At 42.5% G+C, this 25,124-nt stretch carries 20 protein-coding genes; 7 read left to right on the forward strand and 13 right to left on the reverse strand.

Features of this window, described 5'->3' with window-relative positions; translation table 11 throughout:
- Positions 1–95 precede the first annotated feature (95 nt).
- Positions 96–2,180 carry a hypothetical protein gene (locus JMX91_RS06110; protein ID WP_201548122.1) on the reverse strand — a complete coding sequence of 695 codons (2,085 nt, stop codon included), beginning with the start codon at positions 2,178–2,180 and terminating at the stop codon, positions 96–98.
- A gap of 219 nt (positions 2,181–2,399) precedes the next feature.
- Complete coding sequence (locus JMX91_RS06115; RefSeq protein WP_201548123.1) at positions 2,400–5,333, reverse strand: valine--tRNA ligase; 2,934 nt, start codon at positions 5,331–5,333, stop codon at positions 2,400–2,402.
- A 258-nt stretch (positions 5,334–5,591) separates the two neighbouring features.
- Between JMX91_RS06115 and JMX91_RS06120 the strand changes: the two genes are divergently transcribed.
- On the forward strand, positions 5,592–6,734 hold the full coding sequence (locus tag JMX91_RS06120) for a formate/nitrite transporter family protein (RefSeq protein ID WP_201548124.1): 1,143 nt from the start codon (positions 5,592–5,594) through the stop codon (positions 6,732–6,734).
- Positions 6,735–6,924: 190 nt separating this feature from the next.
- On the opposite strand, the gene JMX91_RS06125 is transcribed toward JMX91_RS06120, so the two are convergent.
- The 6 genes from JMX91_RS06125 to JMX91_RS06150 form a co-directional block, all read right to left on the reverse strand.
- Positions 6,925–7,848 carry a bile acid:sodium symporter family protein gene (locus tag JMX91_RS06125; protein WP_201548125.1) on the reverse strand — a complete coding sequence of 308 codons (924 nt, stop codon included), beginning with the start codon at positions 7,846–7,848 and terminating at the stop codon, positions 6,925–6,927.
- Between the two features lie 306 nt (positions 7,849–8,154).
- On the reverse strand, positions 8,155–8,661 hold the full coding sequence (locus JMX91_RS06130) for a YbjQ family protein (RefSeq protein WP_201548126.1): 507 nt from the start codon (positions 8,659–8,661) through the stop codon (positions 8,155–8,157).
- A gap of 93 nt (positions 8,662–8,754) precedes the next feature.
- Positions 8,755–9,195, reverse strand: a complete 441-nt coding sequence (locus JMX91_RS06135; protein WP_227679299.1) for a YbjQ family protein — start codon at positions 9,193–9,195, stop codon at positions 8,755–8,757.
- A gap of 113 nt (positions 9,196–9,308) precedes the next feature.
- Positions 9,309–9,866: a YecA family protein gene (locus JMX91_RS06140; RefSeq protein WP_057761653.1), complete on the reverse strand. Its 558-nt coding sequence runs from the start codon at positions 9,864–9,866 to the stop codon at positions 9,309–9,311.
- Positions 9,867–10,164: 298 nt separating this feature from the next.
- A complete protein-coding gene (locus JMX91_RS06145) occupies positions 10,165–10,401 on the reverse strand; it encodes a PA3496 family putative envelope integrity protein (RefSeq protein ID WP_057761656.1) in 237 nt (78 codons plus the stop codon).
- A gap of 186 nt (positions 10,402–10,587) precedes the next feature.
- Entirely contained in the window at positions 10,588–12,039 is a 1,452-nt protein-coding gene (locus JMX91_RS06150; protein ID WP_201548127.1) for a hypothetical protein, read from the reverse strand.
- Positions 12,040–12,473: 434 nt separating this feature from the next.
- Here JMX91_RS06150 and serB point away from each other — a divergent pair, with 434 nt between their 5' ends.
- The 6 genes from serB to hemJ all read left to right on the forward strand — a co-directional run bounded on the left by serB (position 12,474) and on the right by hemJ (position 18,269).
- Positions 12,474–13,664, forward strand: a complete 1,191-nt coding sequence (serB, locus tag JMX91_RS06155) for a phosphoserine phosphatase SerB (protein ID WP_201548128.1) — start codon at positions 12,474–12,476, stop codon at positions 13,662–13,664.
- A gap of 342 nt (positions 13,665–14,006) precedes the next feature.
- Positions 14,007–15,002 carry a DUF368 domain-containing protein gene (locus tag JMX91_RS06160; protein ID WP_201548129.1) on the forward strand — a complete coding sequence of 332 codons (996 nt, stop codon included), beginning with the start codon at positions 14,007–14,009 and terminating at the stop codon, positions 15,000–15,002.
- A 277-nt stretch (positions 15,003–15,279) separates the two neighbouring features.
- Complete coding sequence (gene aciT / locus JMX91_RS06165; protein ID WP_227679300.1) at positions 15,280–15,672, forward strand: AciT family ciprofloxacin tolerance protein; 393 nt, start codon at positions 15,280–15,282, stop codon at positions 15,670–15,672.
- A 206-nt stretch (positions 15,673–15,878) separates the two neighbouring features.
- Positions 15,879–16,385 (forward strand): SCP2 sterol-binding domain-containing protein, encoded by a 507-nt coding sequence (locus tag JMX91_RS06170; protein WP_102090478.1) that lies wholly within the window; start codon positions 15,879–15,881, stop codon positions 16,383–16,385.
- A 245-nt stretch (positions 16,386–16,630) separates the two neighbouring features.
- On the forward strand, positions 16,631–17,794 hold the full coding sequence (bioB, locus tag JMX91_RS06175; protein WP_201548130.1) for a biotin synthase BioB: 1,164 nt from the start codon (positions 16,631–16,633) through the stop codon (positions 17,792–17,794).
- Positions 17,795–17,834: 40 nt separating this feature from the next.
- Entirely contained in the window at positions 17,835–18,269 is a 435-nt protein-coding gene (gene hemJ / locus JMX91_RS06180) for a protoporphyrinogen oxidase HemJ (RefSeq protein WP_057762639.1), read from the forward strand.
- 104 nt (positions 18,270–18,373) lie between these two features.
- On the opposite strand, the gene JMX91_RS06185 is transcribed toward hemJ, so the two are convergent.
- The 5 genes from JMX91_RS06185 to JMX91_RS06205 all read right to left on the reverse strand — a co-directional run bounded on the left by JMX91_RS06185 (position 18,374) and on the right by JMX91_RS06205 (position 24,819).
- Positions 18,374–19,012 (reverse strand): hypothetical protein, encoded by a 639-nt coding sequence (locus JMX91_RS06185; protein ID WP_201548131.1) that lies wholly within the window; start codon positions 19,010–19,012, stop codon positions 18,374–18,376.
- A 262-nt stretch (positions 19,013–19,274) separates the two neighbouring features.
- Positions 19,275–19,766, reverse strand: coding sequence for a hypothetical protein (locus JMX91_RS06190; RefSeq protein ID WP_101206065.1), 492 nt, complete (start codon positions 19,764–19,766; stop codon positions 19,275–19,277).
- 118 nt (positions 19,767–19,884) lie between these two features.
- Positions 19,885–20,601, reverse strand: a complete 717-nt coding sequence (gene rph / locus JMX91_RS06195) for a ribonuclease PH (RefSeq protein WP_179799332.1) — start codon at positions 20,599–20,601, stop codon at positions 19,885–19,887.
- Between the two features lie 181 nt (positions 20,602–20,782).
- On the reverse strand, positions 20,783–22,582 hold the full coding sequence (locus JMX91_RS06200) for an AMP-binding protein (protein WP_201548132.1): 1,800 nt from the start codon (positions 22,580–22,582) through the stop codon (positions 20,783–20,785).
- A gap of 509 nt (positions 22,583–23,091) precedes the next feature.
- A complete protein-coding gene (locus tag JMX91_RS06205; RefSeq protein WP_201548133.1) occupies positions 23,092–24,819 on the reverse strand; it encodes an AMP-binding protein in 1,728 nt (575 codons plus the stop codon).
- Positions 24,820–25,124 lie beyond the last annotated feature (305 nt).

A 25,124-nucleotide genomic window follows, 5' to 3' on the forward strand; every position in this document is an offset into this window, starting at 1 on the left:
CGTATTAGTCCTTTAACAGCGAGAATTGGAGCAATCTTAACATTACTTTCTTTCCATTAATTAGAGCAATTCTTACCTAAATTATGATTTTTCGCTTATGGAATTTCGCTTATGGAATTTCGATACATTAATTCATGATAGAAATCTCTATAAGGTGTTATGAAAGTTCTGCTCTTTAATAGCAAATCAATGAACTGTTCAGAGTTGTCACTTCTATTAATCATAAAAATTATATGGAATACATTTAAGAAATAAGAATTATAGAAACCTAGCACTTCTTCCAATTGGTATTTGGAATGTTCATTATATAGCTCCTTACTAAGTTTATGGTTCGATTCGTTAAAATTTTGTATTGAGGCACATTCCTCTATAGAATGTTCATTAGATACAACTATTTCTTTATTGTAAAGCAGTCTTATGAATTTTTGAAAAACATCTTTTGAATGTAAAGACAGATAATCTAAAGACGAAATCGATATTTTTAATATCTCTCTATCGTTTAAATTAATAGCAATCTCAGGCTTGTTATCATTGTTAACTTTATAAAATTTTATTTCTTTAAATTCTAATATATATCTCATATGCTTGTTAGCTTGATAGCTTGAGTCTAGCAAACTAAAACTTAAATCATTCAGCAAACTAAATATATTGCCTTTCTTTGAAATTTTAGTTAGCTCTTTCTTTTTAAGTTCCATAAAAATAATATAATTATCTGATTGTAATAAAATATCACATTCTAATTCTTGGGACTTTATATTTAACTTGTTCTGTTGTGGCTTATAAACTCTATAGCTTCTACCATATATAGCATTAAACTGTTTCTCTTGCATCTTAAGCTCAAGGTAATCCTCTATATAGTCACCTATTAAAGAGCTTAAGTTACTAGCATCACTCATATTATATTCAATCAGTTTATATAATATTCTATATAAGGAAATTACAGAGAATTGTGGGTGTACAATATGATACACGTCATCAATATTAACTAAAATATGTTCATTAAAGTCAACTACATCAAAATCATCGATATTATTGAATTTTTTATTTATTCCATTAAATGTAAATCTTTGTAGAAAATCTTCACTTATTGAGCTATCTAATATACTTTTTGAGAAGCTAGTTATATTTGAATTACTTTTCAACCTGATTAAATCGACTACACTATAAAAACTCTGAACTACCTCTCGCAAGCTTACTTCATCCTCAAACTTAGAAGCTATATATTTTACAAAGTTAAAAATATCTTCAGGTACATACTGTTCAATTTTATATATACTATCTTGCTGAACTATATCTGTAACTTTATCAAGTAAATTATCCGTATCTTTCATTAACATCATTTCGAAATCATGACTGGCTCCATGAAGCTCAAATAATGATACATATTTTTTAGCACAACTTAAGAACTCTTTATAAGCAATATTTATTTCATCAACTGTTGCATACTCTGGTGCTAAATCGATATATTTAAGAGATAACTGATAAATTAAACCATATGGATAAGGAGTATTTAAACTATTATCCTGATAGTTAATTGTTATCGATGGGCTAAACTCATATAGATTGCTATTTTTATTGTATATTGGTTTAATCAATTCGCTTACAAACGAACTATACGTAACCCCTCCCAACATTTTAGCCTTCACTTCTAAATAGTCAAAAATAGTAGAAATATTATTATTTTTAATAACTCCTTTTTTAACTGAAATATTAAAACCTTTACTTCCAAAAAACTTACAAGCTATCACGCTTTCATAAATTACTGGGTTGATATTTTTTATCAATAATTCATCTGATTCATAGCCATGACCTTTATTAAACAAATAGATGGCCATTGCTATAGCGTTAATCCAATCATGATCATTTCCTGAGTAATGATCTTGAACACCGTGATGTATAAAGATAAAATGAAATATGTCATATTGTTTTTTATGTAAACTCAATCCTGTCCACAAATATTGTCTTAATAGTTGCTTTTCTAATCCTCTAAAACTATAATTCTTAATATCACCTTTGTGAGTAAAAGACAGCATTTTATCTATAAAGTCTTTCTTAATTGAGTTGTAGTAGTTTCTCTCAAAATCTTGTGTAATTCTTCTATATAAATCAGGTTCTAATAAATCCTCAATATTAACATTACTTGCCTCAGAAAATAATTCGATGTATTTATCATATTCCATTGCAACCACTTCCCTAATTCAGAAAATTACAGTAAGCACTCATTGAAGAAGCTAGAAACTCTTAGCTATCAGTTTGCATAGATAGCTAAGAGTTTCGCTTTTACGCGAGGGACGAGCGCCGAGCTGAGTCATTAAAGAACACCGCCTCATGCATCGCATATTTGCCCATTATTAAAGGACTCCGATGCTGAGGCCATGCTTTTTAACATTTTGCTTTTCTTACAACGCCTTTAACTGCTCCATCTGCGCCGTCATCGCCGTCAGCTGCCCTTCTAGCTCAGCCAGTTTTGCCTTCTCAGCATCGACCACTTCCGCAGGTGCTTTACTCACAAAGCCTTCATTACCTAGCTTACGCGCGATACCATCGGCTTGCTTTTGTAGCTTTTCATGCGCTTTGCCCAGACGTGCCAGCTCAGCCGTAGGATCGATCAGACCTTTCATCGGTACGAGCACACGCAGCTGACCGACCATGCTTGATGATGACAATGGCACTTCATCGCCTTCTTTGACAATCTCCAAGCTCTCGACTTTGGCAAGCGCTTTGAACTGGTTTTTGATACGAGATAGACGCTCTTCTTCATCGGCAGAGACGTTTTGTAGTAGCACTGGCAGACGTACCGCGTTACCCAGTTTCATCTCACCACGGATGTTACGGACGCTCGCGATTAGCTCTTGTAGCCACACCATATCCGCTTCGGTCTGCTCACTGATTTGGCTGTCATCGGTCTGTGGATAGTCAGCGATCACGATGCTGTCGGTGTTTTTACGATCCAATAGCGGCGCGATGGTCTGCCAGATTTGCTCAGTCAGATACGGCATGATTGGATGAGTGAAACGTAGCGCAGTCTCTAGCACGTGCAGCAGCACATAGCGGATTTGCGCTTTACGCTCGTCAGACACCGAGTCATCGTTTAGGCTGGCTTTGGCAAGCTCAACGTACCAGTCACAGTACTCGTTCCAAATGAACTCATAGATATCTTGGCTGACCATATCGAGACGATACTGAGCGAAATGTTGATGAATGTCTTTGATGCTAGAGTTCAAACGGCTCATGATCCACTTTTCTGGCAATTCCCAAACGTCAGGATTCGCCGTTTGGTCGATAGGCTTGGCACTGCCTTCACCATCGACACAGTTCATCAGTACAAAACGGCTGGCGTTCCAGATTTTATTACAGAAGTTACGATAGCCCTCGACACGCTTTAGATCAAAGTTGATATCGCGGCCAGTACTGGCCAATGAGGTAAAGGTAAAGCGCAGTGCATCCGTACCATACGCTGGGATGCCTTCTGGGAACTCTTTACGCGTTTGCTTTTCGATTTTGGCCGTGTCTTTTGGGTTCATCATATTGCTGGTGCGTTTTTCTACCAGTGCTTCTAGCTCAATACCGTCGATTAGATCAATCGGATCTAAGACATTACCTTTTGATTTTGACATTTTTTGACCATTGCCATCACGTACCAGACCATGCACATAGACGGTCTTAAACGGTACTTGCGGCGTGCCATCTTCGTTTTTCACGAAGTGCATGGTCATCATGATCATGCGGGCAACCCAAAAGAAGATAATGTCAAAACCTGTCACCAATACGCTGGTCGGGTGGAAGGTGTCCATCACGCGTGGATCGGCGTTGACGTCTGCCCAGTCAAGCGTACTGAATGTCCATAGACCAGAGCTGAACCACGTATCGAGTACGTCGTCGTCTTGGCGCAGTTTTACATCGTCGCTTAGGTTGTACTTAGTGCGTACTTCAGCTTCGTCACGGGCGACATATATTTCACCTGTCGCATCGTCATACCATGCAGGGATACGATGTCCCCACCACAACTGACGGCTGATGCACCAATCTTGTAGATCGGTCATCCACGCCATATACATGTTTTTGTACTGCGCAGGGACGAACTCAATGCTGCCGTCTTCTACTGCGTCAATCGCAGGCTTGGCAAGCTCTTTGACCGCGACATACCACTGATCGGTCAACCATGGCTCAACGATCGTGCCGCCACGCTCAGCACGCGGAGCCTTAAGTGCGTAGTCTTCGATATCTTCTAGCCAGCCTTGCTCGCCTGCTTGCTCTACAAGGAATTTACGCGCAGCAAAACGCTCAAGTCCTGCGTACTCACTAGGCGTAGTCTCTAATTCAGGCTCACGTGTCTGCAAATCAGGATAGACTTCCATCGCTGGCAAGATATTGGCACGCTCATCAAGGATATTAATCAATGGCAAGCTATGACGACGACCCAGCTCGTAATCGTTAAAATCATGCGCTGGGGTGATTTTGACACAACCTGTACCGAAGTCTTTTTCGACATAATCATCAGCAACGATAGGCACGACACGGCCCGTGATTGGCAAGGTAATGGTTTTGCCGACCAAGTGTGCGTAGCGCTCATCGCTAGGATTAACTGCGACAGCCGTATCACCAAGGAGTGTTTCAGGACGTGTGGTGGCAACGACCAGATAGTTTTTACCATCTTGAGTGGTTAGCTCTGCATCCGTGAAATGATAGCGGAAATGCCACAAGCTACCTTTTTCATCATGATTTTCTACTTCTAAATCAGACAGCGCAGTTTGGAACTTAGGATCCCAGTTGACCAAACGCTTACCACGATAGATAAGTCCATCGTCAAACAGGCGTACGAACACTTCTTTTACCGCATTGGACAGACCATCATCCATGGTAAAGCGCTCACGCGACCAGTCAACCGAGCTGCCCAAACGGCGAATTTGGCTGGTGATATTGCCGCCCGACTCTTCTTTCCATTCCCATACTTTATCGATAAAGTCTGCACGCGTCATATCACGGCGCTTGATACCTTGCGCTTCCAGACGACGCTCAACAACCATTTGGGTTGCGATACCGGCATGATCCGTACCTGGTTGCCACAGCGTATTATCACCATCCATGCGGTGATAACGGGTGAGCGCATCCATAATAGCGTTGTTAAAACCGTGTCCCATGTGCAGCGAGCCTGTGACATTTGGCGGTGGCAGCGCGATAGAGAACGACTCGTCTTTGTCAAAAGTCGGCTGAAAATAACCGCTTTCTTCCCAGCCTTGATACATACCTGCTTCGACTTGTGCAGGGTTATAGGCGTTTTCTAATTGATTTAGTGCCGCTTGGATAGAGGCGGTTAGGTTGTGGTTACTCATAATGGCATTATCTTTTATTGATTGAATGTGATCAAAGTTAATTGAATTAAATAGAATATAAAAATTAGGAAAATAATGAATAGAGTGATTTTAACGCAGATAGGCAGATTTTGTTAGATGGTAAGGCAATTTATAAAGACTGAAGGCGATTTATTACTCAAATTGTTAATCAATTAACAACAGCAATCAAAAGAATGGGAAATATAATAGAGATTACTTATGCAACAAAATCATTAGCCTATAACCAGCGAGCCAACCGTGTCCCAAGATACCGAGCATGACCATGATTCTCAGGCTAATCTATCAGACAGCGAGCGTCTGAGCGTGAACACCACCCCTCCTATGCCTAAAAATAATCATACGCTAGAAGCAAACAGCGATTCTTCTAAAAACATTGAGGTAGATAATGACGCAGACGACACTACAGACAGTCATGCAAACGAAACTTCAGATAGTGACGCAGACGAACCTATTAAAGCCACCGAAGACTTAGAAAATGACGACCTGCCAGAAGAAATTAGCGACGAAGACAAAGAAACCATTAAAAAGGTCGCCAGTGATGACAATCTAAGCCAAGCGAAAAGCTACGCCAGCATTTTAGTCGAGCAAGTTATCCACGCAAAAGAAACCTTTGAGCGTTCACTTGGCTCGTTATTTACCAGTGCCTTGACGGCTGGTCTAGAGATTGGCATCAGCTTTTTTATGATTTTATCAGCGTTTGCCCTACTTAATGACGTGATACCAAGTCGCTATGCCATGGTGCTGTCGTCACTGCTGTATCCGATCGGCTTTATTATCGTGGTGATTGGTCAGTCGTTATTATTCACTGAGCAGACTTCCCTCTTGAGCCTGCCTGTCTTAAATAAAATTGAACCGCTGCACAAGCTCCTGCGGCTATGGGGTATCGTCATCGCTGGTAATATCGTTGGCGGCTGTATCTTTGCAGCGTTAATGATTGGTCTGGGGCTACATATGCATCTGTTTACAGACCATGCTATCGATGTCTATGCCGAGCATATCTTAGGTTTTGAGTGGTGGGTTATCTTTGGTAGCGCGGTGCTAGCAGGCTGGATGATGGGCGTGGCTGCATGGCTAGTAACCTCTGCACGAGATACGCTTAGCCGTATCGTACTGGTGACGCTTATCACTGGTAGTATTGGGTTTTTAGGCTTGCATCATAGTATCGTGGGTAATATCGAGGTATTTTCAGCATTACTATATGGCAATACCGTCAGTCTCTGGCGCTACTTGGTATTTTTAGTCGTGGTATTGGTGGGTAATACGGTGGGCGGCGTGGTATTCGTCGCGGTACTCAAAAACCGTACGTTCTTGTTTGAAATTGAAAAAGTGAAAGAACAAGCCGCTGAGGCAAGAGCGAAAATGGACAGACGAAGATTTTAGACTTGAGCTAAACTGATTTGAGTTAAACTGATTTGAGTTAAAACGAGCATTAAACGCAAAAGCCCATAACACGCTTCATTATACAAAGCGGGTTATGGGCTTAATTTATTGCACCATACACTGTTGATTTTTTTGCCAAGTATTGTCTCAACTGGCGCAACAGTGCGTTACTACGATTATCTTAAACCTCTTACATTCTACGTGCTGCCAATACACTGTTTTCTATCTCGGTTCTTTTGGCTTTATTGTGCTGGGCAGTAAATACTCTGACCATGATACCTGCGGTCAAGAACATGATTAGCGTATAAATGGCTGGCGTCATCGACATCTTATAGTTAGCCAATAGCGTCAGTGCCATAAACATTGAAAGCGTACTGTTTTGTAGGCCGACTTCCATAGTAATCGAGCGTCTTTGCGCAGGATTTAGACCGAACCATTTACTGGTGTAATAACCAAGCGCCATCGTCGATACGTTCAATATCAATGCCACAGGGCCAGTAGCGATTAACGCTTCAACGATGATGTCTCGTTGCACATAGCTTAAGAAAAGTACCAAGAAGCTCAAGAATATCACGCCAAAACGAGACACCATCACCTGTCCCTTATCTGCCGCGTTAGGCGCATAGCGTTTGATCAACATACCAATACTGACGGGTAAGATAGTCAGAGCAATTAGGCTGATCATGGTCTTGACCACTGGCAACTGAAACTCACTACCCGCACCCATGAAGTATACGAGCGAAAAACTAAGGACGATAGGAATAGTAAATACGGTAATGACACTGGCAATAGCGGTCATGGTGACCGAAAGTGCGACGTCACCTTTGGCTAAATAGGTAAATAGATTCGATGTCGTGCCACCAGGACACAGTACCAGCAACATAACCCCAACGGCATATTCTGGCGCGAGAGACATGGAGGTTGCCAAAGCAAAACCTACGAGCGGTAAGAATATTAGCTGATTGGTCAAGCCTATGGCGACTGCTTTAGGGTATTTGACGACTCTCTTAAAATCATTGGTAACTAAGGACAATCCCATTCCCATCATAATCAAAAAGATACTAATGGGAATGACTTTTGCATTTATAAACGTGACTAACTCAACACCTTCCATAACTACATCCTTGTAGATAGAGCCCTTACATGGGCAGGTTTATGACAACCTCGTCATGCTCAATCAGCCAATCCTGCTGATATCTTGGGTAAAAGCCACCGACGTTGTCAGCTCTTTATATGATACTTTTCCATACAGTCGTGTTTTTTAAACCGACAATTTTTGATAAAACTGGTTATTACGAACCGAGATAATAACGGAACGGTAAAATTCAGTATATCGTTGTAAAAGTGTATGGTTTTGATTTTTCTGACTACTCGTCAGTCAATTATAGGTTTTTACACTTGAAAATAACGTAGAAATGATTTAAGCGGGGATTTTATGATTTATAGCAGATGTAGGTTTAATATGGTCAATACTAATCACTGCCGTACCGTAGGCGATGGCTTCGACCATACTGCCTAATTGGTTGACATTGGTTACCTCAAGACGTAACCCGTAGATATGCGTGTAGCCTTTGGCTTTTGCCTCAGTCCGCATACGAACGATGGCTTCGCGGCGTGCACGATCTAGCAAAGTCTCATAGGTGGTTAAGTTTTTGCCAAAGACACTTAATACGCGAGCGATAATCATTTTGAAATAATCTTGAGCGATGACGACACTACCAAGTACCAGCTCGCCTTCACTACCCGCTGCTAACTTGGGACGGTATAGACGTTCGCTTGAGACAGTGATATCGCCCAATGCTTGCTCTGCTACTGTTAGCTGTGCCAAATGCTGACGCTCATGGCGTGACCCAAAGAACCAGCCAGCCGCGAATAAGAAGACAAACGGCCCATAGTTGATGAGCACTTGCGTGAGTGAGTCATTCATAGCACGTTTCTCATCATAAAAAGCATCGGTGCTTTTAGCATTATAGGATTTGGTATTGTAGTTTTTAGTATTGTAGCTTTTAGTATTGTAGGATTAACCAAAAGGGTTGAAACGCGGTAAATCATCGGGTGCGACTTGGGTCTGAGTACTCACATTTTGATTAGAATGGTTGTGACCGTCGCTTTGTGGGTTTTGATACTGCTGCTGTGATATCGGCGCAACCTTGACCGCTGTACCATAAACAAAAAGCTCTGACGCACCTTGGGCAATACTAGAAGTCGAAAAACGCAGACCGACCACCGCATCAGCACCGAGCGCCTCTGCTTTGACAATCATACGATCGATTGCTTCTTGACGTGACTCTTCTAATAGCTCGGTATAAGCCGTCAGCTCACCGCCAACGATGTTTTTTAACCCAGCAAACAGATCCTTACCTACGTGCTTTGAGCGTACCGTACTGCCGTACACTACATCTAGGCGTTCAGTGATTTGATAATTAGGTAAGTGCTCAAGATTAGAGAGTTGCACAGTCATAGGATGACCTTATCGGTGACTTATAAAATATATAGTAAATCAAAGCGCTGCGATACAGCATAGACAAAACAAGACAGAAACAGCACCGTTAGCAGCGCTGTTTCTTAGCATTACTAATCGTTGGTATGGAACAATAAGAACAGCTCAGTTAAATTGCCTTCGATGCTATTGGCCATCTGTACCATTTTGTCTTCGTCTTTACGCATCTCAGACAGCTCTGGATCTTCATCGTCGATACCGCTAAGTACGATCATTGGCAAGGTCAATACTGCGACATCTTCTGCCGTTTCTTGATCTTCAAACCAGTCGCTTGCTTCATCACCATACATGGCATCGACAAAACCGATTGACCAAGCAACGATGTCTGACTCGTCAGAGAAATCAACCGCCACTTCTTCGTTACCAGCATCTTCACCAAACGGTAATTCAATAGGCGTCTCGTTTTTTAGCTCAGCCATGATCGAATCGCGCCAGCGTTTGATGCCATCGATGACATTTTCTGGAATCTCACTTACATGACCTTCGAACAGGGCATCCATCCAGTTAGGCAATGGACGACCGATAACCGTCGCTGTCAAAAAACCATGCGCTGCGACACTATCTAGCACGAACTGGCTTTCTTGATTGTCCAAATAGTCCAGTAATTCATCAAAACTTAGTTGGTTACTCATAATTTGGTTTTCCTTAGCAGATAGATGTCATCAATCGCAGTGGGCGATCGGTTAAATGAAAGAGGACGAGTACTTAAGTAGAGACTAAAGGCTGCTTAATTAATCAAACTCAAGCAACCTCTATCAGGTAAGTATTATCGAGATGAACGGATTGCGAGCAACCCTAGAAAATTAGAAAAGTAGCAAATAGCAGGCAACCAATTTGATGGAATGAGTAATTTTAGTCACTAAAATAGTCACTGTCATTAAAGTAGCCACTAAAGCACTTTAGTCCACTGAAACGACTGATGCCGACAAATTAAAAATCGTCATCATCCCAATCATCGCCGTCTTCATCGAAGTTATCTATGTCGTCTAGGTCATCTTTTAACTCTTTAGCCAAACGCTTTTCTTCTAGCAAATTATCGATTAGCCGACGTTTTTCAAGACTACTTAAACGTGTACGTACGCTCGTCTCAGCTTCTTCAACCATCTTTGCATCATCATCGTCGACAAAATCATCATCAAAATCGTCGTCAATATCAGCGTCACTCATGACAAACTCCTATCATTTTTAGGCAAGGGTATTAAGAATACATCAATATATATATGCCTTATAAAGTCTCTATTGAATGTTGTCAATCCTTTTTCGCAATATGGTACATTTCAACTCTACGATTAAGATAGTCCAGTAGGCTATATAACAGACAATTGTAATATAAATGACCAAATACAGTCGGCATTAAATGTGTCGCTCGTCCTCATCTTCAATCATTAGAACTGCGTTGCGCACATCAGCCAAACGCTGAATCAATGAGTCGTTAGCACCATCAAATATCGCACACTCGCGCTCATAGACAGTGGTTGGACGCATGATGTTATGTACTTGTACATGATTGCTGATTTGCTTGAGGCCGGCATTTGGCAATAGTATTAATAGCTGCTCTTTTTTGCCGATACTCTGGAGCAAGTGAGTCATTGGCTCTGACTGCGCATCATCACTCACGCCTGCTTTTGCTGGTAAGGCAAAACGCGACAGCTCAATATGCTTATCGTGGATAATTTTGTTGAGCATTAAATAAAGCTTGGCAAGCATTACGCCTGCGAGTGCTACTTTTGCATGGCTATTATCAGCCTTTAGTACCACACTTGCGCCATTATCTTCGAAGTGCGCTTCATTCATCGCACTCACGCCTAATAACAATGGCTGTCTTAGCAACTCAGTCACGGCTTGATTGAGCAGCTGGGTGCAGAGTGCTAGATACGGAAGACGCTGCGCAGGTGCAAGGCGTTCGAGCATATTGAACTCATCATGGAATACGATTTGAACTTTGACGCTATCAACAGACCGTGTAGCAGATAGCTTAGACGTATGACTGGCAGCTTGAGAAGCAACACCGTCTGTATCTGCTATTTCGCTTTTGCCACCTTCACTCGCTAGATTGTCAGTATCGTTACCTGTCTCTCGGTTTTGCTGGGTTCTAAGATACTCATTCACTTCATTATGCACATTAAACTTACGCGCATTAGTCACTTCATTATCTGCTGCGTGTGCCGTATTATCAGTCGCTACTTGACTGTCTGACGTGTGAGAAGCTGATTTACCCGTTGACTGGCGCTCAAGTTCACGATCGTAGCTGCGTTGATCGACTGGTCTATACTGGTCACGATACAGCTCTTGGATATCTCGACTTAATGCATTGATTTGCTCTTTGGTTGGACGAGCGAGGTAACCATAAATCAACCAAAGCAATAAATGTAGTAGCATGGTGCCGATGACAAACGGCCACTGCATGGCGATAATCTCGCCTTTGCTGACGTCTTTTAGGGTCAATGCCACGCTACCGATGACTGCATCGCCATTGGTGGCGATTTGACGAATGGTGTCACCTTGCTGCATTGGCGCATTGCCTACTGGTACCAAGATATCATCGTTGTTGTCCTTAATCAGTATCCGTGTGACGTCTTGCTCGCTGGTATAGCGGTTGGCAATAACGCTTAAACTCACACGGTCTTTATTTTCTAAAGACAACCTTGCTTCATCAATCAGCTGGGCGACCATCTGCTCGCCTTTTAACGCACGACTATTGCTCAGCTGTTGGTCAGTACTAATGACCAATAACAGCGTCTGCAAACAAAAACTAACCAGAAGAATAATGGCAAACAACCCTTGCCGCGGCGCTAAATACGTCATGATATGTTAAACTTTTTTGGAGAGAAGAAATTAAAAAACGAGGCTACTGCTCATTTTTTGGCTAATTTTTAAACGATTGTGATGCGCACCAACTGTGCTGCGCACATAGTTGTAAAGCGATACTGATTATTAACGACTATCAACACCATCAATATTGTTGCTAGCTTCGCTATCTTTTGCAAAGGCATCGTTAGTAAGAAAGCATCGTCAATCAACAGCCAGCTTATCTCATCTACTATATCACCATAATAAGTCTTATAGCGTGAGCGCTTTATAAATTTATCATAATAACTTTATTGCATTTTCTATGGCTTCTTACGCCATAAAATCTGTTTTTTAGCATCATTGTTACTTTGCGCGTCATCTATAGGCGCTGCCCAGTAAAACTGTTATTATTCCTAATCTTATATGAGCATACAAGGGACAATTGAGCCATGCCAAAAAATACATCTTATTCGTTACCAAAAGACAGCAAAGCATGGCAACAAGCCGTTGATTCTATTGCGGCATTATTACCCGAAGATACCAATTTGCAAGACTTTGATGCGCTACAGTCGCTACCTGTTTTTGCGCTCATTGTAGTACTGCCGACTCAGGTATCTGCATTAGATATTCATCAGTACGTTCAGTCTTGGGTCGATGAACAGCCAAGTTGGCATCTAGTGACCGTTGCCGAAGATACTGACGCTAGCTTCGTCAATATCACGGTGTCTGATACAGAGCCTACAGCAGCAGACGCACAGCGCCTACCCTTTACCCATACTCAGGTCTACCGTTATCTGTTAGTGCCAGTCACTGACACACTAATGCACCCTGGCAAAAAAACCGCAGCTGCTCACATTATTGATGATCAGCTGACCACTCGCTTGCGTCATGACCTAACTGAAGAGTATAACAATACACGCAGTGCAGATAGTACAGGCAACATAAACGTCGTGGATTGTCATATTCTGTCTGTTGGTCATATGCTGCGGACACACAAACTTGCCTGCTTCGATATGGATTCAACCTTGATCGAGCAAGAAGTCATCGTAGAGCTAGCAAAAACGGCTGGGATTGGCGAAGAAGTTGAAGCCATCACTGAAGCCGCAATGCGCGGTGAAATTGATTTTGATGAATCGTTTGCTCAGCGTGTGGCTTTGCTAAAAGGCACTTCTACTGATGTGCTGGATGATATTTGTAGCCGCTTAACATTATCGATGGGTGCGCGCACGACAATTAGTGCGCTAAAAGCACTGGGCTATCATACGGTGCTAGTTTCAGGCGGCTTTACTTATTTTGCCCGTTATATCGCTGAGCAGCTAGGTATCGATGAAGTACATGCCAATGCTTTAGATATTGAAGAAGGTGAAGTCACTGGTCATGTGCAGTGGCCTATTGTCAACGGTGCCAAAAAAGCTGCTATCGTTGAGCATACTGCTGAGCGCTTAGGTATTGAGATGTCACAAGTGGTCTGTGTCGGTGACGGTGCTAATGACTTACCGATGATGGCACTGGCCGATCTTGGTGTGGCCTATCATGCCAAACCAATCGTTCAAGCACGTGCTGATGCCGCTATCAACGTGACAGGGCTTGAAGGTACTCTGTACGCTCTTGGATACCCAGCACTGGCGCCTACTGAGTAATCGCTAAGTATTCTAGATTATCCGCTAAGCTAGGTTAATGTTTTGTCATTAATCTGGCTTTTATGCTTTAGAGCGTGGCTTAAACAAGAGAAATAGCGTAGATAGGTAGATAGTACCGATATATTAACCAGCTATTTGATGATGTCTGACAAGATTTATCCATTTTTAGTTCAGTTAGATGCCTATTAAGTAAATGGAAGACATGCCTTAGTACGTGATGATAATTAATAAAATCTGCTATGCACACTAATGTTTAGCTAACGCCTGTTTTTAGCTAATACTTACTTTTAGATGCTACTTATTTTTAGATAACACTTATTTTTAAACGATAAAGGAATACCCATGACGGCACCACAATCTCCACGGCCAACTCAGCCGTCAGCGCCAACGCCATTAGAGCAAGATACGGTACCTGTACGTACTGATAGTCCAAAGCAGCTGGTAGGTATCTATGTCAGAGGGATGGCCATGGGAGCAGCTGATATCGTACCTGGCGTCTCTGGTGGCACTATTGCGCTGATTGCAGGGATTTATGAGCGCTTGATTAACGCACTTGGTAGTATCGGCCCCAATCTTTGGACGATCTTTCGAAAAGAAGGTGGCGTCAAAGGATTCGCGGCGATTTGGCGCCATGTTGATGCGACATTTCTATTGTGTTTACTACTGGGTATTGCCACTAGCTTTGCGACCTTAGCTGGTATCATTAAGCATTTGTTGGACAATCAACCATTGCTTATTTGGTCATTCTTTTTTGGATTGGTCGTCGCAACGGTATTTATCTTACTTAGTGAAATTAAGCGCTGGAATATAGGACGTGTCGCACTGTTTGCGACTGGGCTTATTGCCGCTGTGGTTATCAGTAGTATGCCGTTACTCACGACCACACCTAGCCTACCGTATCTATTTTTTGCAGGGGCAATTGCGATTTGTGCCATGATTCTACCGGGGATATCAGGGTCGTTTATTTTGCTATTGCTAGGCGCTTACGATGCGGTATTAGAAGCAGTCGATACGATGAATCTGAGTGCCATTTTCACAGTCATTGCGGGTATGGCGACTGGGCTACTGCTATTCACGCGCGCACTTAAGTGGCTACTCTCACACTATTACCAAGCTACTTTGGCATTGCTGACAGGCTTTATCACAGGCTCTCTAATAAAAGTCTGGCCATGGAAAGTAGATGCGCTAGGCTCGTTAAATACTGAAGCCGTCCATAATGTCATGCCGTGGCAATACCCTACTGGCGCACAGTGGTCAACCACAGTAGGACTTATGCTACTCGGTGCTATTTTAGTTTCGCTGTTATCGTGGTGGGGTAATCGTACCAATCGAGTCTAAGTATTGAGCAAACTGTCAAGCCTATTTACTATTTTGCTTTTCTAGCTAATAAACGTCTTCCTAGACTAGCAAAACCATTTCCATATTCCTCAAAATAAGCGCCTACCTTTAAGGCGCTTAGCCTAAAACCTAGCCATCAAATATCGCAAAACAAGCCAAAAAACCAAACGTCAACGGTTGTCGCAAAGTCGCCTGTACCCTCTTCAGCTTTACTCAATAACCTCTCATAATAGTCTCATTGGAATTCACCTTATGAATAGCGAGATGAATGATGTTAATGACTATATTTTCTTTTATCGGTGTAGAGGCATGGAGCGGCGCGGCATGGCTTGCTTATGGACTGCTAGCCAGTTTAGTGGTGGTGCTCGCCTTGTCGTCATATCGTTGGCTACTGCTATATCTGTTTGGCGGTATGGCTTACTGGTTTACCGTTGAGTTGATTCAAAATATATTAGCCAATCGCCCTATGTTGATGGAGCTATCATCCTGGCATCGCTATATCATCGCTATGGGCATCAGTTGGTTACCGTTGGCAGCTTGGGTATTGTATCGGGCATTGCGCTATGATGACGTGAGTCAGACAGTTAGTCAGCAACGTGAGCTAGAAGCCGCACGCTATATCGAACACACTCCTGTCTACGATGATAACTATCAGCCACGTTTCCGTTAAAACCGTCCTATTTATACCTCTGCTTGTCTATATCAATACCTTACTTACGTCAGTGACATTGAATGTTACAAGATACTTAACGCTCTCTACTTAACTCCTAAAGAGTTGACACCCTGTGATAGTTTATAATCCAGTTATATATTTGTCATAAAAACTGGTATAAAGTACGCTTTATTTTTATGCCTCATTTCTTTAGGAGTTCTGCTATGTTTACTGTTCCTGTATTAGATATCAAATCTGATCCATTAGATGCTTTATTGGCTGTCGTTGGCTATCGTTTGTCTATGTTAGCTGATAGCGATAACGAAGATGTAAAAGCGTTATTCGCTGATCGCCAAGTTACAATTGAGTTTGCTAGTACTGAGTCTGATATCGCCCGTTCTTTTAGCTTTGATAATGGACAGTTCAGTCAACAAAGCGGCCATGCAAAAGAAGCCGATTTGACCATCACTTTCAAAGACTCTATGACTGGCGTTAGACTGCTAACCAAAGGTAGCTTGCCTGCTTTTATGACTGCTGTACAAGAAGGTAACTTGAGCATCGAAGGCGACTATAGCTTAATGATGTGGTTCAACAAACTTGCTAAGCATATCGTTCCAGCTATCCCAGAAGAGTGCAAACCATATATCCAAAAAGCCAAACCTTACGCTTATAAAGCACAGAAATTTGCTGAGCATTGGGTTGGTATTGCTAAGCACAAACTTGGTAAATAAAAAGAATGGTGCACTGAGCGGTAGTCATTGGTAGAATGGATGATATAGAACTAAATAGCCAAACGTATAGTTACTATTTATGTGCGCTACTGTGACAATTATACATACTGTCTAGCAGTGTTCTGATTTTCTAAAAAGGTTGCGGTATACTATACGGCAACCTTTTTTGTTACCTTATAAATGACAATAGATAAAAACATTGGTTTTATTTAATATCCTCTAATTCTTATAAAAGGACTTACCTTATGGCAGGATTGCTTAGCATCTCCGAACCTGACGCCACCCAGTCAACTGATCTAGCTATTCAGCCAGATGCGACCAACAGTGATTTTTTGGCCAGTCTAGCTACAGACGCAACTCAAACCGATAGTAAAGTAGCTACCACGTATAGCCGTGAAGAAATTGCGCAACTGTTTGACTTACCTCTAATGGACTTGCTGTTACAAGCACAAACCATCCATAGAAAGCATTTCACTGCCAATGAAGTACAGATCAGCACGCTACTCTCTATCAAAACGGGCAACTGCCCTGAAGATTGCGGCTATTGCTCACAGTCTGGTCATCATCGCGACACTACCAAACTACAAGCAGAAAAGCGCATAGAAGTTGACAAAGTCATCGCTGCGGCCAAACGCGCCAAAAACAGTGGCTCATCACGCTTCTGCATGGGTGCCGCGTGGAAACATCCAAGTGCCAAAGACATGCCTTATGTGGTTGAGCTGATCAAAGAAGTAAAAGCACTGGGACTTGAGACTTGCATGACGCTGGGTATGCTCGATACCAATCAGGCAACACAGTTGGCCGATGCAGGGTTGGATTACTACAACCATAACCTAGATACTTCACGCAGCTACTATGAGCAAGTCGTTAGCACGCGCAGCTATGATGAGCGCTTAGACACGATAGAAAACGTGCGTAACTCTGGCATTAATGTCTGTAGTGGTAATATCGTTGGTATGGGCGAAAGCCGTGATGACCGTATCGATTGGGTACTTGAGCTGCTAAAAATGCCAAAAGCGCCTGAATCAATTCCAGTCAACTTACTGGTGCCTATTGCAGGTACACCGATTGGGGACAAAGTACTGGCCGAAGGTCAACTGTCTGTACTTGAGTGGATTCGTACTATTGCGGTCGCCCGTATTTGCTGCCCGACTAGCTACGTGCGTCTATCTGCTGGCCGCGAAAGCCTGTCAGATTCTGAGCAAGCGTTGGCATTTATGGCAGGCGCTAACTCATTCTTTTATGGTGATAAGCTTCTTACCACTGGTAATGCAAGTCAATCAGGCGACGATAGACTCATGCGTGAGCTTGGCCTAACCAAACAGTTTGCCGCACCAAGAACGCCTAAAGTACTGCCTGTAATGGATGCGATGAATGGTCATCAAACACAAGTTGTATTGGCAGACTAAGCCCACGCTAAAAAATATAAGCTAAGCAAGAGAAACTATGATGGCAGATTATTTTAACTGGATTAAAGCGGCACACATTATCTCGATGGTCTGCTGGTTTGCGGCGATATTCTATTTGCCGCGCCTGTTTGTCTATCATGCGATGAGTGACGATAGCATCAGCCATGAGCGCTTTGCCATTATGGAGCGCAAGCTATATCGCGGTATCATGACCCCATCGATGATAGCGACATGGATCTTTGGTCTATGGATGTTAGGGCTGGGATGGGATGTCTATAAAACCCAAGGCTGGCTACATGTTAAATTGCTATTAGTAGTGCTACTGTCAGGCTATCATGGTGCTTGCGGCTTTTATCGTAAGAAGCTAATTGATAATCCACATTATAAAACGCATAAATTCTGGCGCTGGTTCAATGAAGTGCCTGTCTTTGCCTTAGTGATTATCGTCATTCTAGTCGTGGTAAAACCGTTTTAGCATAAGAAAACCAATTAGACATACAAAATAAAAGCGTCCGTAACTTGAATGAGTTGCGGACGCTTTTTTATGAACTTATAGGCCGTGTTATCAAACTGGAAATATCAAACACTAGGGCGCATAATTTGATAAACATTGCTTAAATCATAAACGCGATAACGAGCTGGCTCGCGGCGATTTTCGCCAGCATAGCTCAGTATCAATGCTTGCTTGGCACGCTCATCGACCCAACCGACAAACAGTCCACTATGCTCGACGCCATTGTAGCCATGATTGATATAATAGAGCCAGTCGCCTGCTTCAATCTCGCTGCTACTAGCATAGGGCCCTTGCGCATAAGTACCTTTGTGTATGGTATTGCGCGATACCCCTGCCCGATTAAATACCGCATTTAAATAGTCCCAGCAGCCACCTTGAATAATCGTGCGCTCGTTAAGTGCCATTTTGCGGGCGGTACTGACCACTTCGCGTGCTGCCATACTACTCTGCGTCTCGGCATTGCTCAATAGCGGTAGATACTCGCTATCGACATTGTCATAGCTGCCTGATAAAAACGCCGGTAAGACTGTAGGCGCTTGACGTGTTACCTCAGGATAACGATAGAATGTATTCGTCGTTGATTGAGCTGATTTCTGAGCGATAAGCATACTCATACTATCTGCATGGGCTTGCCCTACCATGCCGCAGGTAAATAGTAATAAACCGCTTGACGCGGCGACTGACGGTATAGACAAACGCAGCATGACTAACTCCTTGTCAATCAGATCTCAATGACAGTGTCGATAATAGTAAGAATGAACTTTATAATCCTACTTATAAACCATTTGCGCACAAATCTGCAAGCACTATTCGCCTGCGATAGGTGATAGACGGTATAAGTATACTGATGAATGACAATATTGGAGAGGCACGTCGAGTGGAATTTAAAGTGACATTTGAGTTAGAGATTGGATAGCACGAAGATAATAGCTATGCTCTCGTAGAGTATGAAATTAAGAAAAAATACTAATTACTCTTCATTTTAATATTTACATGACGTTTCGTTAGCGCCTGCCCTTCTAAGATGGCTTTAGCAGCTTTTGCTTCTTGAGCACTCTCGAAACCAGTAATATGATATTTGCGAACATCACTGCTATCGACAATCTGTAATTGCTCGCCAATCAGCGTTATCTTATCGCCATCCGTTAAATGAATATGCTCACGCTTACCTAGATTGTCATGGACCAGCTCGCCAGCCCTTACCCACAATGTACCGCTGCTAATCATACCGCTCATGGCTTTCTTATGCTGTTGGCGCTTTTTATTGAAAATAAAACTACCAATGATAAGCAGTGCAAGCGCACCGATGGCTAGACGCTCAGGCAATAGGCTCATCGCCATGGCGACTGCGACAGCCCCTACCAATAATGCCGAACCAAACCAAAACATGCCATTATCAGCAGCATTTGATTGCCCTTGTAAGGTGATTTTGGCACCATCATCAGTCAGCTTTAGCATGTGTTGTTACCTATTACGTAATTTACGAATATTTTCTATTAAAAAACTGCCTATTAGCAGCTAACAGGCAGTTATTGACACTAAAAACAAAGACAGTGTGTTGTATCTAAACGCTAGTCTACCAACCAAGCGCCGTCTGTTGCATTTTAATCAATTCAGCAATGCCTGTTTCAGCTAATGACAGCATAGCATCTGCTTGAGCACGAGTGAACGGCTTTTCTTCAGCAGTACCTTGTAGCTCAATGTACTCGCCTTTTTGGGTCATCACGACGTTCAAGTCGGTATCGCAGCTGGAGTCTTCTTCGTAGTTCAGATCAAGATATGCTTCGCCATCTTTCATACCAACAGAAACCGCAGCAACCAATCCGATTAGCGGATCTGCTTTGAGTTTCTTGGCCTTTTGGATACTCTCTAGCGCATCGATAAGCGCAATCGCAGCACCAGTGATACTCGCCGTACGAGTACCACCATCCGCTTGCAACACATCGCAATCAAGATAGATGGTGTTTTCACCAAGTTTACTCAGATCAATCATGGCACGTAAGCTACGACCGATCAAACGCTGAATCTCTTGCGTACGACCTGACTGCTTACCGCGAGCCGCTTCACGCTGATTGCGCGTGTTGGTCGCACGTGGCAACATACCATACTCAGCTGTGATCCAACCTTTGCCTTTACCTTTGAGCCAGCGCGGCACACCAGATTCTACACTGGCAGTACATAGTACTTTGGTATCGCCAAAACTTACCAATACTGACCCTTCAGCATGCTTCGTATAATGGCGCTCAAAGCTGATCGAGCGAAGTTGGTCAAGCTCACGATTGTCAATACGCATAAAAATTCCTAGTACAATGTTATAAAAGCAGTGCAATAAAAATACCTATCAGTCGTTAGTAAACACATTGATAGATATGTAGTCGACTAAAATCTTAAGATATCCTAACGTGACAACGGCGCAATAGCAAGATTCGCTCCTGCCATTACGCCACCGTTATCAACAGAATGTCAGATATAAACTATTCTAACCCTTCCATCTTACGCAATTCCTTACGTAGGATTTTGCCAACGTTCGACTTTGGTAATTCGTCAACGAACTGTATATGACGTGGGCGCTTATAGCCAGTCAGTTGTTTTTTGCCATATTCTAGTAGCTCTTTTTCAGTCACGTCGCCTTTTTTGACCACAAACAGTTTTGGTTCTTCGCCGCGATCATCGTTCGGTACACCAATAGCACCGCATTCTACGACTGCTGGATGCTCACTCATCGCCTCTTCAATTTCGTTTGGATACACGTTGAAACCAGACACCAAAATCATGTCTTTTTTGCGATCGACAATTTTGATAAAGCCTTTTTCGTCCATGATGCCGATATCGCCCGTTTTTAAATAGCCACTAGCTGTAAAGGATTCAGCAGTTTCGTTCGGACGATTCTGATAACCAATCATGACCTGTGGGCCTTTTACACAGATTTCACCACGATCGCCCATGGCTACTATATTTTCGTCATCATCAATGAGTACGATATCGGTACTAGGCGCAGGAATACCGATTTTTCCAGTAAATTCCGCAATAGTCATCGGATTAAATGCTACGACAGGTGAGGTCTCAGACAAGCCGTAACCTTCAACGATAGGCAGACCAGTGATTTTATGCCACTCTTTCGCTACGCTAGGCAATACTGACATACCACCGCCGATAGACGCTTTGAGATTAGAAAAGTCTAAATCAGCAAAGTTATCTTTGTGCACTAAGCCGTTAAACAAAGTATTCACGGCAGGGATAAACGCTGGCTTGTATTTAGCCATCTCTTTGATGAGCCCATCAAGATCGCGCGGATTCGGAATGAGTAGCGAGGCATAACCTTGATACATACTACACATACCGCAGACCATAAATGAGAATACGTGATATAGCGGCAGTGCGGTCAAAATCACATCTCTACCATCTATATCATCATCAAATGCACTGTTCATCAACGCGCTGACCTGTAACATGTTGGCGACTAAATTGCCGTGAGACAGCATCGCGCCTTTCGCTACTCCTGTCGTACCACCAGTATATTGCAGCAAGGCCACATCGCTTAAGTTTAACTCAGGGCGCTGGTACTTACTGGCTGACTCAGCATTCAGAGCATGCTTGAAGCTCACACTATTCGGTATGCTATAAGCAGGAATCATCTTTTTGACATGACGAGCCACGAGGTTGACCACAGCTCCTTTAATCGTACCTAGCATATCACCAATGGTACACACCACTACATGCTCTACCTGACCTTTGTCTTCGGCCTCTTGATACGTTTTGGCAAAGTTTTCAACGATAAATAGCGCTTTCGCACCACTGTCATGCAACTGATGTGATAGCTCACGGCTGGTGTATAGAGGGTTTACATTGACCAACACCATCCCTGCACGAATGATACCCAAAGCAACTACTGGATACTGCAAGACGTTGGGCATCATTACCCCAACTTTATCGCCTGCGACCAGTCCTATTGACTGCAAATAGCTAGCAATCTGTCGGCTATATAGATCTAATTGCTTAAAAGTAATCGATGAGCCCATGCAGATATAGGCAGGTTTTTGACCATAACGGCTAAAATTACGCTCGAACACATCAAGTAGAGAGGTATTGTCTTCTGGCATCTCGATAGTAGCATCGATGCTATAGCGCTCATAAGCGCTCAGCCACGGACTATCACTATCGATGGTCGGCATAGTAGGAAACGCATTGCTTTGATAAACGTCGTTAGTAGTATTGGCTTTATCGTCAGTTGCAACGCTATTATCTGTCGTTTTTTTATTAATATTATCCGTCATAATTTTCCCTAAATGTTACTGTTAAAAACATTGAATATGTTAATGGAAACACCATTTTTTATGATTATTGCTGACAGCAGAAGCTTATGAATAAGAAATAGATAAGTATGATCGGGTTTGTCATTCATAAGCTTTGCAAATTAAAGTGTGTTACTGGGTCTATGATAAATAATACTACCACTCAGCACGACCAAGTCGAAAACGATATTTACTACCATGATTTCACTAGTTGTCTTAAGCAAAACCAGTACGGTTTTTTGGACAAAAACAAAAATACGTCGATGGGCACTATAGCAGTTTTAATAGATATTCTCTATTAATAGTAGCTGTGATCCGCAAATGTCAAAAGCGATAAAGACAAAAAAATGATAAGACAGCATGGTTGCAGCCTTATCATTTTTGGTTACTACTTTAGTTACTACAGTATCTAATCGTGCATCACTTTCGCAAGTGTCTTTGGTTAATACACACATCTATCAAACAACTATCTAGGTGCGTGTATCAGCAAATTAACCGTGGTTTTTTTCTTCAAGTACGCGTAGATCTTTACGCAAAATCTTACCAACGTTCGATTTTGGTAGCTCATCAATAAACTCAACACGACGAGGACGCTTATAACCTGTTAGGTTCTCTTTACCGTAATCAAGAACTTCTTCGGTGGTCAGACTAGGATCGTTACGGACAACATAGATCTTAGGAATCTCACCGCTTTTCTCATCTTCGATACCGATGACGCCACATTCCAAAATCTTAGGATGGCCAGCCATGACTTCTTCGACTTCGTTCGGATAGACGTTAAAACCAGACACCAAAATCATATCTTTTTTGCGATCAACAATTGTTACATATCCGTTGTCAGCCATGATACCGATATCACCAGTACGGAAGAATCCATCTGCTGTCATGACTTCGGCAGTAGCATCTTCACGGTTCCAGTAACCTTTCATGACCTGTGGACCACGAACACTAATCTCACCGCGCTCACCAAGTGCTACTTCATTACCTGCATCATCTAAGATCGCCACATCGGTTGCTGGCATAGGGACACCAATAGTGCCAGTGAATGTCTTGCTGTTGCTAGGGTTAGCGGTCGCGACTGGTGATGTTTCAGACAAGCCATAACCTTGAATGATAATATTACCAGTTACTTGACGCCATTTTTCTGCTGTTGGGCTCAGTACTGCCATGCCGCCGCCCATCGATTGACGCAGCTTGCTATGATCCATCGCTATAAATTCTTCGTTGTTGGCAAGCGCGTTGAACAACGTGTTTACCGCTGGGAAGAACGCTGGTGGATTGGCTTTATATGCTTTTAACAAGCTATCAAGATCACGTGGGTTTGGTACTAATAATACAACACAACCGCGATACAGACCGAACATGCCACATACGGTAAATGAGAAAATATGATACATCGGCAATGCCGTCATAATCACAGGTTGCTCACCTCTTTGATCTAAATCATCAAAAGCGGTGCCCAAAAAGGTATTAGACTGAATTAAGTTTGCCACCAAGTTTTTGTGCGTTAGCATCGCACCTTTTGCCACACCCGTTGTACCACCGGTATACTGTAGGACAGCGATATCATCAAGCGTGATATTGGTTGGGCGCTTATATTTGCTAGCCGTGACTTGCTTTAGTGCTGTTTTGAAACTAACGCTATTAGAAATACTATAGTCTGGCACCATTTTTTTGACATGGCGGACGACCGTATTGACCATAAAGCCTTTGAGCGTACCCATCAAATCGCCCATACCCGTAATCACGACTTTATCGACCACATTGCGACCGATGTCTTGATAGGTTTTAGCAAAGTTTTCGACCATGATCAGCACTTTGGCTTCTGAATCAGTCAATTGATGCTCGAGCTCTCTGGTAGTGTACAGAGGGTTGACGTTGACTAAGGTAAAGCCTGCACGTAGTACAGCGATGACAGAGATTGGTAACTGCAAAATGTTGGGCATCATGACCGCAACTTTATCGCCTTTGACCAATCCTAATGACTGTAGATAAGCGGCCATTTGACGGCTGTATAAATCTACTTCTTGGAAGCTTAACGATGAACCCATGCAGATATAGGCAGTTTTATCAGCATTTTCAGCGAAGCTTTTTTCGAAAATATCGATAAGTGACGTATTGTCGGCTGGCAACTCAATGTCATACTCCAGACCAAGTTCTTCATACGTTTTTAGCCAAACTTTATCGTCACGACGGGTTAAGTTTCCTTGATTTTCCATAATCTTTTCTCTCCTAGTAATAATACATTACCGTCAACCCACGCCAATCACAGTGTGATAAATATACAAAACGTCAGAGTCTTGCCTATCGTTATGATAAAAAGCAAGGCTGCGACATATTTGTATAGTGCTGAGCGAACAATATAGCGGTAAATAGCCCTTTGTTCATTAACATACACACTTTATACATAGTACTCAATACAAAAGATTGCTACACCAGTTCTCAAATAGGCTTGACGCTAAATTTCCCTATATATATCAATATATTAGATTAAAAATCTCAGTCATACCATTAGAAAATATGA

This window comes from Psychrobacter sp. Pi2-1 (genome assembly GCF_904846645.1).
Classification (GTDB): domain Bacteria; phylum Pseudomonadota; class Gammaproteobacteria; order Pseudomonadales; family Moraxellaceae; genus Psychrobacter.

Bases quoted from the DNA above. Each gene is read 5' to 3' on its own strand.
- JMX91_RS06205 (WP_201548133.1), bottom strand. From the start codon at position 24,819: ATGGAAAATCAAGGAAACTTAACCCGTCGTGACGATAAAGTTTGGCTA.
- JMX91_RS06160 (WP_201548129.1), top strand. From the start codon at position 14,007: ATGACGGCACCACAATCTCCACGGCCAACTCAGCCGTCAGCGCCAACG.
- JMX91_RS06135 (WP_227679299.1), bottom strand. From the start codon at position 9,195: ATGACTGTGCAACTCTCTAATCTTGAGCACTTACCTAATTATCAAATC.
- bioB (WP_201548130.1), top strand. From the start codon at position 16,631: ATGGCAGGATTGCTTAGCATCTCCGAACCTGACGCCACCCAGTCAACT.
- JMX91_RS06125 (WP_201548125.1), bottom strand. From the start codon at position 7,848: ATGGAAGGTGTTGAGTTAGTCACGTTTATAAATGCAAAAGTCATTCCC.
- JMX91_RS06185 (WP_201548131.1), bottom strand. From the start codon at position 19,012: ATGCTGCGTTTGTCTATACCGTCAGTCGCCGCGTCAAGCGGTTTATTA.
- JMX91_RS06145 (WP_057761656.1), bottom strand. From the start codon at position 10,401: ATGAGTGACGCTGATATTGACGACGATTTTGATGATGATTTTGTCGAC.
- JMX91_RS06130 (WP_201548126.1), bottom strand. From the start codon at position 8,661: ATGAATGACTCACTCACGCAAGTGCTCATCAACTATGGGCCGTTTGTC.
- JMX91_RS06115 (WP_201548123.1), bottom strand. From the start codon at position 5,333: ATGAGTAACCACAACCTAACCGCCTCTATCCAAGCGGCACTAAATCAA.
- aciT (WP_227679300.1), top strand. From the start codon at position 15,280: ATGACTATATTTTCTTTTATCGGTGTAGAGGCATGGAGCGGCGCGGCA.
- JMX91_RS06190 (WP_101206065.1), bottom strand. From the start codon at position 19,766: ATGCTAAAGCTGACTGATGATGGTGCCAAAATCACCTTACAAGGGCAA.
- JMX91_RS06200 (WP_201548132.1), bottom strand. From the start codon at position 22,582: ATGACGGATAATATTAATAAAAAAACGACAGATAATAGCGTTGCAACT.
- JMX91_RS06170 (WP_102090478.1), top strand. From the start codon at position 15,879: ATGTTTACTGTTCCTGTATTAGATATCAAATCTGATCCATTAGATGCT.
- rph (WP_179799332.1), bottom strand. From the start codon at position 20,601: ATGCGTATTGACAATCGTGAGCTTGACCAACTTCGCTCGATCAGCTTT.
- hemJ (WP_057762639.1), top strand. From the start codon at position 17,835: ATGGCAGATTATTTTAACTGGATTAAAGCGGCACACATTATCTCGATG.
- JMX91_RS06150 (WP_201548127.1), bottom strand. From the start codon at position 12,039: ATGACGTATTTAGCGCCGCGGCAAGGGTTGTTTGCCATTATTCTTCTG.
- JMX91_RS06140 (WP_057761653.1), bottom strand. From the start codon at position 9,866: ATGAGTAACCAACTAAGTTTTGATGAATTACTGGACTATTTGGACAAT.
- JMX91_RS06110 (WP_201548122.1), bottom strand. From the start codon at position 2,180: ATGGAATATGATAAATACATCGAATTATTTTCTGAGGCAAGTAATGTT.
- serB (WP_201548128.1), top strand. From the start codon at position 12,474: ATGCCAAAAAATACATCTTATTCGTTACCAAAAGACAGCAAAGCATGG.